The following is a 12,636-nucleotide window of genomic DNA, read 5'->3' as shown; positions in this document are numbered from 1 at the left end:
AGCAAATCGGGCAGACACATCATGTTCAATGCAGTGATCGACGCACCGTTCGGCAGGATCGGCATCCGGCTTCAGGCCGAGAGGGTGCGGGAGATCGTTTATTTGCCGGAATCGGTGTGCAACATCGCACCTGAGACGGCGTTGGCGCGGCAAGCGGCGCAGCAGATCGAACGCTATCTGGAGCGCGCATCGGCGCCTTTCGACTTGCCGCTCGCCACGGTCGGCACGGCATTTCAGAAGCGCGTGTGGGCGGCGATCTGCGAGATTCCGCCCGGGGTGGTCTTGACCTACGGGCAGCTTGCCAGGGAGGTCGCCAGCGCGCCGCGTGCGGTCGGGCAGGCGTGCGGGTCGAACTATTTTCCGCTGGTGATTCCGTGTCATCGCGTGGTGTCGTCAAGCGGCCTGGGCGGCTTCGCGCATCACGCGGACGACGACTTTTTCCGTAACGTGAAGCGCTGGCTGCTGGCGCACGAAGGCGTGCCCTACGCATGAGCGAAGCCATCCTTGCCCATCCTGCTGACGAATCCACTACGCCCGCAGCGTCGCCGCTATTCATGGCGAGCAACGCCTCGATCGATGCGTTCTGCGACGCGCTATGGCTCGAACATGGCCTGTCGCGCAACACGCTCGATGCGTACCGGCGCGACCTGCGCCTCTTTTGCGAATGGCTGGCACCAAGCCGTCATGCCTCGCTCGATACCGCCAGCGAAGCCGATCTCACCGCGTATAGCGTGGTGCGCCAGAAAGACAAGTCCACTTCATCGAACCGGCGCCTCTCTGTGTTCCGGCGCTACTACGCCTGGGCCGTGCGCGAGCATCGTGCGCAGGTGGACCCGACATTGCGCATCCGCTCGGCCAAACAGCCGGCGCGCTTTCCCGCCACGCTGAGCGAAGCGCAGGTCGAAGCGCTGCTCGGCGCGCCGGATATCGACACGCCGCTCGGCCTGCGCGATCGCACGATGCTGGAACTGATGTACGCCAGCGGCCTGCGCGTCACCGAACTTGTCACATTGAAGACCGTGGAAGTCGGTCTCAACGAAGGCGTTGTACGGGTGATGGGCAAGGGCTCGAAAGAGCGGCTGATTCCATTCGGCGAAGAGGCGCATGCGTGGATCGAGCGCTATCTGCGCGAGGCGCGGCCTGCGTTGCTGGGCGCGCGCGCAACCGACGCACTGTTCGTGACGACGCGCGCCGAAGGCATGACGCGCCAGCAGTTCTGGAACATCATCAAGCGCCATGCCGCGGCCGCCGAGGTGCATGCGCCGCTCTCGCCACATACGCTGAGGCACGCGTTTGCAACGCACCTGTTGAATCACGGCGCCGATTTGCGCGTGGTGCAACTGCTGCTTGGGCATACGGATATCTCGACGACGCAGATCTACACGCACGTCGCGCGTGAGCGGCTGAAGTCGCTACATGCGGCGCATCATCCGCGCGGGTGAGGTTCAAACCAGATCGCGCAGCCGATGCTTGAGGATCTTGCCGGTTGATGCGGCCGGCAAGGCCGCGAGCGGTCTGACCTCGGCAGGACGCTTGTACGGGGCAAGACGCTCGCCGCACCACGCGATCAACTCCGCCGGGCTCACCTTGGCGCCCGCCCTGAGTTCGACAAAGGCGATTACTTCCTCGTTGCCTTCGACCGCGCGCCCGACCACCGCGGATTGCACGACGTCGGGATGCGCATTCAGTACGTGCTCGACTTCCGCGGGATACACGTTGAATCCCGAGCGGATAATCAACTCCTTGCTGCGTCCGACGATGTGCAGGGCGCCGTCGACATCCTGGCGCGCGAGATCGCCGGTCTTGAGCCAGCCGTTTTCGGTCACTGCCGCGCGGGTCTGCTCCGGGCTGCGGTAATAGCCGAGCATTACGTTTGGACCTCGCACCCACAACTCGCCGATCTCGCCCGGCGCGGCATCCCTACCTTCGAGCGTGACGAACCGCACCTCGACGCCGGGAATCACCTGACCAACCGAACAATCGCTCCGTGGTTCGTCGAGCAGGGTCTGTGCGACGGTCGGGCTGCTTTCGGTCATCCCATAGCCGTTGTGCAGCGTGAGGCCATAGACGTTTTCGACCTGGGCCTTGAGCGCGGCGTCGAGCGGCGAGCCGCCCGAGTAGGCAAAACGCAGCCGTGGCGCACGCCACGCATGTCCGTGCGTCTGCAAATGTTCGAGCAGCTTGGCATGCATCGCGGGGACGCCCTGGAAGATCGATACGCCTTCGTCGGCCAGCGCGCGGCGCACGGCTTCCGGTGCGAAACGCGGGGCAAGCCGCAAGGTGGCTCCGGCATACAGGCTACCGAGACAGACCGAAGCGAAGCCGTAGACGTGCGACATCGGCAAGACGGCATACACCACGTCTTCCGGGCCCACGCCGCGCAGGCGGCTCGAAAGTGCGGCGATGAACAGCAGGTTACGGTGCGAGAGCATCACGCCTTTGGGCGCGCCGGTGGTGCCGGTGGTGTAGATCAGCGCGGCGCATTGATGCTCACTTGCGGCCTCGACCGGTTCTGCCGTGACGGTGTCGTCGAAGGTATAGGCCCATGTGCCGATCTCGGGCAGGTGCGCGGGCGCGGGCGCCGGCATCGCGTCATGGCGCTGCGCATGCTGCTGCGCGTCATGCGAGGTTTCGACCGCGTAGGCGACGAGGCGGGGCCTGGCGTGAGCGCGGATCGCGTCGAGCTCGGCACCGGACAGGCGCGCGTTCGACACGAGGGCCCACGCGTCGAGCCTGGCGGTGGCGAACAGCAGTACAACCTGCACGATGCTGTTTTCGGCCACGATCATCACCCGGTCGCCCGCCCGCACGCCCCAGTCGCGCAGCAGCGTGGCGGTGGCCTCGACGGCTTCGAGCAATTGCGCGCAGGTCAGGCGGCGCGTGTCTTCGATCAGGGCGACGTGCTGCGGATCGCGTGCCGCTGCCAGCGCCGGGATCTCGGAGATGCGCCGGGGCAGCGCGGCCAGCAGGCTAGGAACGTGGATGGCACTACGCACAGGCGAGTGGAGGGGCAACGCTGTCTCCTTGAAAGATGAGGGGTCCGCACGCCGGATGATTTGCGAACGATCGTGCCACAGCAAGCAGGGGCGCACAATTGGCCATTCGGCAAATAGCCGTTGCTCGACGACGCTATTACAATGCGCCGATGAGCAAATCCAGACACGTCTCCGAAACCCCCGCGACCCAGTTTTTGCGCCGTCACGGCGTCGCGTTCGGCGAACATCCGTACGATTATGTGGAGCACGGCGGCACTGCGGAATCGGCGCGCCAACTCGGTGTCGACGAGCATCAGGTCGTCAAGACGCTCGTCATGGAAGACGAGCATGCCAAGCCGCTGATCGTGCTGATGCACGGCGACCGTACGGTCTCCACCAAGAACCTCGCGCGGCAGATCGGCGCGAAGCGGGTCGAACCGTGCAAGCCCGAAGTGGCAAACCGCCATTCGGGCTTCCTGATCGGGGGCACGTCGCCCTTCGGCACCCGTAAAGCGATGCCGGTGTATGTCGAGTCGAGTATCCTCGAAATGGAGCAGATCTGGCTGAACGGCGGGCGGCGCGGGTTTCTCGTCAGCATCGCACCGGCTGTGCTGACCACGTTATTGCAAGCGAAGCCGGTCCAATGCGCGAGTGTGGATTGAAGCCTCAGCGAAAGTGGCTGGCTGGGCCGGTCGGGTTCGGTAGAATGTTCGCCATTTCGTTCGTGCGGTGGGGTGCATCAAGCAGCTGTTGCACCTGTTGCGCTTTCCGATACTTATAAGAGTCTCCAGATGCAAAACCTGATCGTTGCCGTCGTCGCTTATCTGATCGGTTCGGTGTCGTTTGCCGTGATCGTCAGTTCCGTGATGGGTCTGGCCGACCCGCGCTCCTACGGCTCGAAAAATCCCGGCGCCACCAACGTACTGAGGAGCGGCAACAAGACGGCCGCGATTCTGACGCTGATCGGCGATGCCTTCAAAGGCTGGGTCGCCGTCTGGCTCGTCAGTCACTTCGGGCCGCACTATGGCCTCGACGATACGTCGATCGCGCTCGCCGCGATTGCGGTTTTCCTCGGCCACCTGTATCCGGTTTTCTTTCGTTTCAAGGGCGGCAAGGGCGTTGCGACGGCTGCGGGCGTGCTGCTGGCAATCAACCCGGTGCTCGGCATCGCCACGTTGCTGACGTGGCTGATCGTCGCGTTCTTTACGCGCTATTCGTCGCTGGCGGCGCTGGCGGCGGCGGTGTTCGCGCCGCTCTTCGACGGCTTTCTGTTCGGCGAAAACGTCATTGCACTTGCCATCGTCGTGATGAGTTCGCTGCTAGTCTGGCGCCATCGCGGCAATATCGCCAAGCTGATGGCGGGGCAGGAAAGTCGCATCGGCGACAAGAAGAAGGCTCAAGCCCAGACGGCCGCGAAGCGGCATTGATGCGGCCGCGTCAACGTAAGGGCACGCCGACGAGATCCCAACGCGGGGCCCGCGCGGCGCCGACGTAAGGGCGCTGCTCCGGCGCGTCAGTGCAAGCGCGTGGCTTGGGGACGCGAGCACAAGGTGGTGCTCGGGAACACCAGCGCAAGCGCGCTGCTCAGGAACGCCAGCGCACGAGCGAAATGAACGCGCTGTGGCTTCGTTCCCTTCGAGTTTGCCCCGTTTAGTCGCGGAAGTTGTTGAAGTCGAGTGGCGTATCCGTGACATCCTTGCGCAGCAGCGCGATGACGCTTTGCAAGTCGTCGCGCTTGGTGCCGTTCACGCGCACCGCGTCGCCCTGAATGCTCGCCTGCACCTTGATCTTGCTGTCTTTCACGAGGCGGACGATTTTCTTGGCCAGATCGCCCGAAACGCCTTTCTTCACGGTGACGACCTGCTTGACCTTGTCGCCGCCGATTTTCTCGATCTTGCCGTAGTCGAGAAAGCGCACGTCCACATTGCGCTTGGCCATTTTCGACACCATCACGTCCTTGACCTGGCCGAGCTTGAAGTCGTCATCCGCGTAAAGCGTCAGCTCGTGTTCCTTGTGCTCGACGCGCGCGTCCGACCCCTTGAAGTCGAAACGGGTGGAAATTTCCTTGTTGGACTGCTCGATCGCGTTCTTGACTTCGATCATGTTCGCTTCACAGACAACGTCAAACGATGGCATTGCTCTCTCCCAATAGTGCCGCGATGCACGGCGCCGCCGGACGGCTGCGCACGATGCACTCGCTATAATCACGAACCTGACGTCATTTTACCGACGCCGTTCTCATTTGCCCAAGGCTGCTGCGGATTACTGCCTCGGCCTGTTGCTGACGTGTTTCACACTTCGATGTCCCACCAGCCCCACTCGAGTTCTTTCCTCACCGACTATCCCCTGCGCCAGCACAACACGTTCGGCTTCGATGTCCGCGCGCGCCTGCTGTACCGCATCGAGCACGAGGCGCAACTGCTGGCCGCCGTGCGCGACCCGCGGGCGGCGGGACTGCGCCGGCTGGTGCTGGGCGGCGGCAGCAACGTCGTGCTGACCGGCGACTTCGACGGCCTCGTCCTGCTGGTGGCGCTGCACGGCCGCCGTGTCGCGCGCGAAGACGATGAGGCGTGGTACGTCGAAGCGGCCGCCGGCGAAAACTGGCACGACTTCGTGGCCTGGACCCTCGCGCAGGAGATGCCCGGGCTCGAAAACCTTGCGCTGATCCCGGGTACGGTGGGCGCGGCGCCAATCCAGAACATCGGCGCTTATGGCCTGGAAATGTGCGAGCGCTTCGCGTCGCTGCGCGCCGTCGAACTGGCCACCGGCGAGGTGCTCGAGCTCGACGCGGCGGCTTGCCGATTCGGCTATCGCGACAGTTTCTTCAAGCGCGAAGGGCGTGACCGCTTTGTGATTACGTCGGTGACCTTCCGTTTGCCGAAGGCTTGGGTACCGCGGGCGACCTATGCGGACATCGCGCGAGAACTGGCCGCCGAAGGTCATGGTGACACATCGCCGAGCGCGCAGGCGATATTCGATGCGGTCGTCGCCGTGCGGCGCGCCAAATTGCCCGATCCGGCGCAACTCGGCAATGCGGGAAGTTTCTTCAAGAATCCAGTGATCGGTGCTGACCAGTTCGAAGCGTTGCGGCAGCGCGAGCCCGAGATCGTGTCCTACCCACAAGCGGATGGGGCGGTGAAACTCGCGGCTGGCTGGCTGATCGACCGCTGCGGCTGGAAAGGACGTGCCATGGGCGCTGCGGCTGTGCATGAACGTCAGGCACTGGTGCTGGTGAATCAGGGCGGAGCGAGCGGCGCTGAGGTGCTCGCGCTGGCACGCGCTATCCAGCACGACGTGCGCGAGCGGTTTGGGGTCGAGCTGGAGGCGGAGCCGGTCTGTTTGTAGGGCGACAGCGCGTGACTTCGTTCAGGCAAAGCCACGCGTCACCGGGTTACTCGCCGTCAGTTTGCTTTCACGGCATCGTCCCGGAATTCGCGGCACGCACGCGGGTGGCAGCCTCGAAAACCGGCCCCACCGCGCGTCGCGCAGCGCTTGCTTAGTGGTTCAGCTTGCCGAGCAAGAGAAATTCCATCAAGGCTTTTTGCACATGCAGACGGTTTTCCGCTTCGTCCCACACGACGCTTTGCGGTCCGTCGATCACTTCCGCGCTGACTTCCTCGCCGCGGTGGGCCGGCAGACAGTGCATGAAGAGCGCATCTGAATTGGCGCGTGCCATCATGTCGGCGTCCACACACCAATCGGCAAACGCCTTCTTGCGTGCTTCGTTCTCCGCCTCGAAACCCATGCTGGTCCAGACGTCCGTGGTGACCAGATCGGCGCCGGTGCAGGCCTCGTTCGGATCGTCGAACTCCTGATAGAACGGGGCGCTTTCCGCTGCCACCATGGCATGGTCGAGCTTGTAGCCCGGCGGTGTGGACAGGCGCAATTTGAAACCGAGAATCTGCGCTGCCTCGATCCACGTGTAGAGCATATTGTTGGCGTCGCCGACCCACGCCACCGTCTTGTCGCGAATCGGACCGCGATGTTCGAAATACGTGAAGATGTCAGCCAGCACCTGGCACGGGTGATATTCGTTGGTCAGACCGTTGATGACCGGTACGCGCGAATTCTCGGCAAAGCGCTTGAGAATGTCCTGGCCGAACGTGCGGATCATGATGATGTCCACCATGCGCGAGATCACTTGCGCTGCGTCTTCGATCGGCTCGCCGCGCCCCAGCTGGGTGTCGCGCGTGCTCATGAAGACGGCGTGACCGCCGAGCTGGAAGATGCCCGCTTCGAACGACAGCCGCGTACGCGTCGAGTTCTTCTCGAAGATCATGGCGAGCGTTCGGTCGTGCAGCGGGTGGTAAGTCTCGTAGTTCTTGAACTTGCGCTTCAGGATGCGCGCGCGTTCAAGCACGTACTCGTAGTCTTCCAGCGAGAAATCGTTGAACTGCAGGTAATGACGAATTTTCTTGGCGGTCATGAAACAAATGCGGCGCTCTCACCCGGCAAAATTGCCGGACGGCGCCGCCGTCGCTTGTGGTAACCCAATGCAGCATAAAGGATTTTGACCCGTTTGACGAGCCAGCCGGACGGCCGGGTGCTCATGCGTCGACGCGCAGGCGACGTGTAGGAGAGGGCCTGTGTGCGGTGCGGAAATAGGTCCACTGAGCTATAATCGCGGGGTTTCCCTAAAGCCCGGCAAGTGGGTTTAACGCTTGCTGGACACGGCTCGCGCGCCCGGCACGCTTTTCCTCGCGGCGCGCCGTCATGACGATTGCCGGGGTGGCCTTTGTCGGCGCCGCGGCCCTTGCGGAAAAGTTCGCGAGGTCTCGGGCACAACGTGTCCAGTTAGCCGTTCAGGCAGCCGCATTCGCTGGCATTTTGCTGGGCAGTCACACAGGTATCCCTACATGGCCGAATCAGTTCCAACGGAATATTTCATTCAGGGCATTACCTCGAACGGAAAGAAGTTTCGGCCGAGCGACTGGTCGGAGCGCCTCGCCGGGGTCATGTCCATGTTCGGGCCGGGTGTGAGAAAAGGGCCGAACGCCTACATGCAGTACTCGCTTTACGTTCGCCCTACGATGTTCGACGATCTCAAGTGCGTTATTCTCGACTCCCGGTTGCGCGACATCGAACCCATGGCATTTGATTTCGTCATGAACTTCGCCAAAGACAATGACCTGCTGGTGACCGAAGCCTGCGAATTGCCCCCGGAACATGGCACGCAACAGGCGCTGAAGGCCAATAAGTAGGGTGGAGTGCGGCGCCGGCAGGCAGATCTGATCGGGCGAGATGGGGTTAGGGCAACAAGCGCTACGAAGAGGCTAAAAAAACCCCGAACCAAAACGACAAAAACCCGCAGCAGCGGGTTTTTTTGTACCTGATCGGCATGCGGGCCGATCGCGCCAAACAAAGGCCAAACAAAAAAGCCCACCGAGGCGGGCTTTCATGACGCAGCGGAAACAGGAGGTAGCCCACCGAAGCGGGCTGGCCGGATTTACTGCGCTGCAGGCGCTTGCAGACCCTTGATGGCTGCAGCGAGGCGGCTCTTATGGCGAGCTGCCTTGTTCTTGTGAACGATTTTCTTGTCGGCGATGATGTCGATCGTCTTCGACGATGCCGTGAAGATCTCGGCGGCCTTAGCCTTGTCGCCGGCGTCGATCGCCTTGCGGACAGCCTTGATTGCCGTGCGGAACTTCGAGCGCAGCGCCGAGTTGTGCGAGTTTGCTTTCGCGGCCTGACGGGCGCGCTTGCGTGCTTGTGCTGTGTTAGCCATGACGGTTCCTTATCCTGTTCCTGTTTCCAGTACCTGACCTTCAAGTGGCCGGGCGCTGCTTTAGATCGAACCCTTGGAAGCGATTGCCCAAGAGCGCAAAAAGTGTCGAAATTATTGATTCAACGACGCAAATGAGGCTCGTATCAGCAGGCACCGAAAGGGGGCTGAAGGTGCACCCCAATGCCGTCCGAAAATTGATCGAGCGTCGAAACCGGCGATTATAGCAACAAAAACAGGCACGTGGCAAACGGAAATGCGTGGGCCGGCGCGTAGGGCGGCGGCGCGCGCCGCGCGTCGAGGCCTGCCCGGTGTCACGCAAAGCGAACGTCTGCGCCATAAATAGGTCCGACTCGCGTCCTGGCTCATCGTCCGCACCCGCGGCACCCGTATAATAAGCGCCCCATGAATCTATTCCGAGCCCTTCTGACGGTCAGCGGCTTCACGTTGCTGTCTCGCGTGACCGGACTGGCCCGCGAAACGCTGATCGCCCGCGCGTTCGGCGCCAGCCAATTCACCGACGCGTTTTACGTCGCCTTCCGCATTCCCAACCTGCTGCGGCGCATTTCCGCTGAAGGTGCGTTTTCGCAGGCGTTCGTGCCCATTCTTGCCGAGTTCAAGAATCAGCAGGGACACGACGCGACCAAGGCGCTCGTCGACGCCACGTCGACCGTGCTCGCCTGGGCGCTGGCCATCCTGTCGCTGATCGGCGTGGTGGGCGCCTCCGGCGTGGTCTTCGTGGTGGCGTCGGGCCTCGCGCATGACGGCCAGGCGTATCCGCTCGCCGTCACGATGACGCGCATCATGTTTCCGTACATCGTGTTCATCTCGCTGACGTCGCTGGCGTCCGGCGTGCTGAATACTTACAAGAACTTTTCGCTGCCCGCGTTCGCGCCGGTATTGCTGAACGTGGCGTTCATCGTCGCGGCGCTGTTCGTCGCGCCGCATATGAAGACGCCGGTGTACGCACTGGCCTGGGCGGTGATCGTCGGTGGTGTGCTGCAGTTTCTCGTGCAGTTGCCGGGCCTCAAGAAGATCGACATGGTGCCGCGTATCGGCTGGAACCCGGTGCGCGCTCTCGCGCATCGCGGCGTCAAGCGGGTGCTCTCGAAGATGGTGCCGGCCATGTTCGCGGTGTCGGTGGCGCAGATCAGCCTGATCATCAACACCAACATTGCGTCGCGCATCGGGCCGGGCGCCGTGTCGTGGATCAATTACGCCGACCGGCTGATGGAGTTCCCCACCGCGCTGCTGGGCGTCGCGCTCGGCACGATCCTGCTGCCGAGCCTCTCCAGGGCACACGTGGATGCCGACACGCACGAGTATTCCTCGCTGCTCGACTGGGGGCTGCGGGTCACGTTTCTGCTCGCCGCGCCCAGTGCCATCGCGCTGTTCTTCTTTGCCGAGCCGCTCACGGCCACGCTGTTCCACTACGGCAAATTCGACGCCCACTCGGTCGTGATGGTGGGCCGCGCGCTGGCGGCGTACGGTGTCGGCCTGATCGGGCTCATTCTCATCAAGATTCTCGCGCCGGGTTTCTATGCGAAGCAGGACATCAAGACGCCGGTCAAGATTGGCGTCGGCGTGCTGATTGTCACGCAGTTGAGTAACTTTATTTTTGTGCCGATTTTTGCGCATGCCGGTTTGACGTTGAGCGTCGGGCTCGGCGCCTGCATGAACGCACTGCTGCTGTTCATCGGTTTGCGCCGGCGCGGCATCTACACGCCGTCGAGCGGCTGGCCGGTGTTCTTCGTGCAGATGATCGGCGCATGCCTTGTCCTCGCGGGCGTGATGCACTGGTTTGCCATCAGCTTCGACTGGATCGGCTTGCATGCCCAGCCGCTGGCGCGGATCGTTTTGCTCGCTGCGTGCCTCGTTCTGTTCGCTGCGTTATATTTCGGTATGCTCTGGCTGATGGGCTTCAAGTACGCGTATTTCAGAAGGCGAGTGAAGTGATCACGACGACGCGGGTTCTCGACTATTTTGGCACGCTGGTCGCAGAAGACGACAGTCTGCCGCTCACCGAGGCGGCGCTGTCGCTTGCCCAGGATGCCTATCCGGATCTCGATCTGCAGGGCACGCTCGCCGAGATCGACGAACTGGTGGTGCGCCTGCAGCGCCGCATGCCCGCGGACGCCGACATCAAGCAGAAAGTCGGCATCCTCAATCGCTTTTTCTTCCGCGAGTTGGGCTTTGGCAGCAACCTCAACGACTACTACGACCCCGACAACAGCCATCTGAATGCCGTCCTCAAACGGCGCCGCGGCATTCCCATTTCGCTCGCGGTGCTGTATCTGGAGATGGCCGAGCAGATCGGCGTGCCGGTGCGCGGGGTCGCGTTTCCTGGCCATTTTCTGCTACGCGTGACGACGCCCGATGGCGACGTGATGCTCGATCCGACCACGGGGCACTCGCTGTCCGAATCGGAGATGGTCGAAATGCTCGAGCCTTATGTGGCGTCGGCGGGCGAATCGGTCAGCCGCGCCTTGCGGATGCTGCTGCAACCGGCTACGCGTCGCGAGATCATCGCGCGGATGCTGGGCAATCTGAAGTCCACCTATCTTCAGACGGAACGCTGGCAGCGCCTGCTGGCGGTTCAGCAACGCCTCGTGATTCTGTTGCCGGAGAACATCGAGGAAATACGCGACCGCGGATTTGCGTATGCGCGGCTCGATTACCTCCGCCCGGCGCTGGAAGATCTCGAGCGCTACCTGGGCGACCGGCCCGATGCCGACGACGCAACCGTGGTCGAATCGCAGTTGCACGAGTTGCGTCAGCGCACGCAGCATAACGATCGCGATTGAGGGCGAGTCGCCGCTCACCCCCTACGCAAGTCCCGAAAGCACAACGCCTGCGACGCGCATCGAGCGCACCGCAGGCGTTTTTACTGATGCGCGGGTTGCACCGCACCCGACCCACCGTATTACTTCGGCTGCATCCGAATTGCGCCGTCCAGACGGATCACTTCGCCGTTGAGCATCGGATTGTCGAAAATCTGCTTGGCGAGCATGGCGTATTCGGCTGGCTTGCCGAGACGCGGCGGGAACGGCACCATCGCACCGAGGGCGTCCTGCACGTCCTGCGGCATGCCGAGCAGCATCGGCGTTTCGAAGATGCCCGGTGCAATCGTCATTACGCGGATGGCGTTGCGCGACAGATCGCGCGCGATAGGCAACGTCATACCCACCACGCCGCTCTTCGATGCCGCATACGCTGCCTGGCCGATCTGCCCGTCGAAGGCCGCGACCGACGCCGTGTTGATGATGACGCCGCGCTCGCCCAGCGCATTCGGCTCGTTCTTCGCCATCGCCGCAGCGGCGAGACGGATCATGTTGAAGGTGCCGATCAGATTGATCGAGATCGTCCGCGTGAACGAGTCGAGCGGATGCGGGCCGTCCTTGCCGACGGTCTTGATGGCCGGCGCCACGCCCGCGCAATTGATCAGGCCGCGTAGCGTGCCGAGCTTCGTGGCGGCCTCGACGGCCTGAATACCGTCTTCTTCACGGCTCACATCGCACTTGACGAACACGCCGCCCAGTTCCTGAGCGAGCGCTATGCCGGCGTCCTGATTGAGGTCGGCGACCACGATCCTGCCGCCTTCTGCGGCGAACAGGCGCGCAGTGGCGGCTCCGAGACCGGATGCACCGCCGGTGATCAGGAACACATTGTCACGAATCTCCATGTCTTCTCCTTTGCTTCAGTTCGGTAATCGTCATGATCGAATATCTTTTCGATGATCGATTGTAACGGCTGTGTTGCAGCGCGGAAAGCACAAGGGAAGGGCGCACGGATCGGCGCGGTGCGTCCGCCGCGCAGGCTGTTTGATTTGGATAACTGAGTAAATCGACCGGTGACAGGCGTAAAAAACCCGCCGATTCCGACGGGTTTTCTTTAGTAACGCTTGCTGCGGCGTGTGATCTGACCGACGTGCAACAGCGT

The 12,636-nt window shown here is 62.7% G+C and carries 13 protein-coding genes; 8 read left to right on the top strand and 5 right to left on the bottom strand.

From position 1 onward, the window contains the following. The first annotated feature begins 21 nt into the window (after positions 1 to 21). Together P3T43_RS17005 and xerD are read left to right on the top strand one after the other, a co-directional pair. A complete protein-coding gene (locus P3T43_RS17005; RefSeq protein WP_429282201.1) occupies positions 22 to 492 on the top strand; it encodes a methylated-DNA--[protein]-cysteine S-methyltransferase in 471 nt (156 codons plus the stop codon). Then, entirely contained in the window at positions 489 to 1,442 is a 954-nt protein-coding gene (gene xerD / locus P3T43_RS17000; protein ID WP_429282200.1) for a site-specific tyrosine recombinase XerD, read from the top strand. Before P3T43_RS17005 ends, xerD begins: the two co-directional genes overlap by 4 nt. A gap of 3 nt (positions 1,443 to 1,445) precedes the next feature. On the opposite strand, the gene P3T43_RS16995 is transcribed toward xerD, so the two are convergent. Further along, a complete protein-coding gene (locus P3T43_RS16995; protein WP_429282199.1) occupies positions 1,446 to 3,014 on the bottom strand; it encodes a class I adenylate-forming enzyme family protein in 1,569 nt (522 codons plus the stop codon). 131 nt (positions 3,015 to 3,145) lie between these two features. On the opposite strand from P3T43_RS16995, the gene P3T43_RS16990 reads away from it, so the two are divergent. Beyond that, complete coding sequence (locus tag P3T43_RS16990) at positions 3,146 to 3,637, top strand: aminoacyl-tRNA deacylase (protein ID WP_429282198.1); 492 nt, start codon at positions 3,146 to 3,148, stop codon at positions 3,635 to 3,637. A gap of 129 nt (positions 3,638 to 3,766) precedes the next feature. Then, positions 3,767 to 4,402, top strand: a complete 636-nt coding sequence (gene plsY / locus P3T43_RS16985) for a glycerol-3-phosphate 1-O-acyltransferase PlsY (protein WP_429282197.1) — start codon at positions 3,767 to 3,769, stop codon at positions 4,400 to 4,402. Positions 4,403 to 4,625: 223 nt separating this feature from the next. On the opposite strand, the gene P3T43_RS16980 is transcribed toward plsY, so the two are convergent. Beyond that, positions 4,626 to 5,111, bottom strand: a complete 486-nt coding sequence (locus tag P3T43_RS16980; RefSeq protein ID WP_074300623.1) for a YajQ family cyclic di-GMP-binding protein — start codon at positions 5,109 to 5,111, stop codon at positions 4,626 to 4,628. 165 nt (positions 5,112 to 5,276) lie between these two features. Here P3T43_RS16980 and murB point away from each other — a divergent pair, with 165 nt between their 5' ends. Further along, positions 5,277 to 6,320 (top strand): UDP-N-acetylmuramate dehydrogenase, encoded by a 1,044-nt coding sequence (gene murB / locus P3T43_RS16975; protein WP_429282196.1) that lies wholly within the window; start codon positions 5,277 to 5,279, stop codon positions 6,318 to 6,320. A gap of 151 nt (positions 6,321 to 6,471) precedes the next feature. Here murB and argF read toward each other — a convergent pair whose 3' ends face one another. Next, positions 6,472 to 7,401 (bottom strand): ornithine carbamoyltransferase, encoded by a 930-nt coding sequence (gene argF / locus P3T43_RS16970; RefSeq protein WP_429282195.1) that lies wholly within the window; start codon positions 7,399 to 7,401, stop codon positions 6,472 to 6,474. A gap of 430 nt (positions 7,402 to 7,831) precedes the next feature. Between argF and P3T43_RS16965 the strand changes: the two genes are divergently transcribed. Next, positions 7,832 to 8,176 carry a DUF3579 domain-containing protein gene (locus tag P3T43_RS16965; RefSeq protein ID WP_429282194.1) on the top strand — a complete coding sequence of 115 codons (345 nt, stop codon included), beginning with the start codon at positions 7,832 to 7,834 and terminating at the stop codon, positions 8,174 to 8,176. Between the two features lie 245 nt (positions 8,177 to 8,421). On the opposite strand, the gene rpsT is transcribed toward P3T43_RS16965, so the two are convergent. Then, complete coding sequence (rpsT, locus tag P3T43_RS16960; protein WP_429282193.1) at positions 8,422 to 8,700, bottom strand: 30S ribosomal protein S20; 279 nt, start codon at positions 8,698 to 8,700, stop codon at positions 8,422 to 8,424. 402 nt (positions 8,701 to 9,102) lie between these two features. Here rpsT and murJ point away from each other — a divergent pair, with 402 nt between their 5' ends. Further along, on the top strand, positions 9,103 to 10,653 hold the full coding sequence (murJ, locus tag P3T43_RS16955) for a murein biosynthesis integral membrane protein MurJ (RefSeq protein WP_429282192.1): 1,551 nt from the start codon (positions 9,103 to 9,105) through the stop codon (positions 10,651 to 10,653). Then, positions 10,650 to 11,501, top strand: coding sequence for a SirB1 family protein (locus tag P3T43_RS16950; protein ID WP_429282191.1), 852 nt, complete (start codon positions 10,650 to 10,652; stop codon positions 11,499 to 11,501). Before murJ ends, P3T43_RS16950 begins: the two co-directional genes overlap by 4 nt. A gap of 119 nt (positions 11,502 to 11,620) precedes the next feature. Here the strand turns inward: P3T43_RS16950 and P3T43_RS16945 are convergent, their stop codons facing one another. Next, a complete protein-coding gene (locus P3T43_RS16945; protein WP_429282190.1) occupies positions 11,621 to 12,379 on the bottom strand; it encodes a 3-hydroxyacyl-CoA dehydrogenase in 759 nt (252 codons plus the stop codon). Positions 12,380 to 12,636: the final 257 nt, after the last annotated feature.

The organism is Paraburkholderia sp. GAS41 (assembly GCF_050436545.1).
Lineage (GTDB): Bacteria > Pseudomonadota > Gammaproteobacteria > Burkholderiales > Burkholderiaceae > Paraburkholderia.
The sequence above is the reverse complement of the archived record's forward strand: the minus strand, read 5'-3'. Positions and strand labels throughout refer to the sequence as shown.

Bases quoted from the DNA above. Each gene is read 5' to 3' on its own strand.
- P3T43_RS17005 (WP_429282201.1), top strand. From the start codon at position 22: ATGTTCAATGCAGTGATCGACGCACCGTTCGGCAGGATCGGCATCCGG.
- xerD (WP_429282200.1), top strand. From the start codon at position 489: ATGAGCGAAGCCATCCTTGCCCATCCTGCTGACGAATCCACTACGCCC.
- P3T43_RS16990 (WP_429282198.1), top strand. From the start codon at position 3,146: ATGAGCAAATCCAGACACGTCTCCGAAACCCCCGCGACCCAGTTTTTG.
- plsY (WP_429282197.1), top strand. From the start codon at position 3,767: ATGCAAAACCTGATCGTTGCCGTCGTCGCTTATCTGATCGGTTCGGTG.
- P3T43_RS16980 (WP_074300623.1), bottom strand. From the start codon at position 5,111: ATGCCATCGTTTGACGTTGTCTGTGAAGCGAACATGATCGAAGTCAAG.
- murB (WP_429282196.1), top strand. From the start codon at position 5,277: ATGTCCCACCAGCCCCACTCGAGTTCTTTCCTCACCGACTATCCCCTG.
- argF (WP_429282195.1), bottom strand. From the start codon at position 7,401: ATGACCGCCAAGAAAATTCGTCATTACCTGCAGTTCAACGATTTCTCG.
- P3T43_RS16965 (WP_429282194.1), top strand. From the start codon at position 7,832: ATGGCCGAATCAGTTCCAACGGAATATTTCATTCAGGGCATTACCTCG.
- rpsT (WP_429282193.1), bottom strand. From the start codon at position 8,700: ATGGCTAACACAGCACAAGCACGCAAGCGCGCCCGTCAGGCCGCGAAA.
- murJ (WP_429282192.1), top strand. From the start codon at position 9,103: ATGAATCTATTCCGAGCCCTTCTGACGGTCAGCGGCTTCACGTTGCTG.
- P3T43_RS16945 (WP_429282190.1), bottom strand. From the start codon at position 12,379: ATGGAGATTCGTGACAATGTGTTCCTGATCACCGGCGGTGCATCCGGT.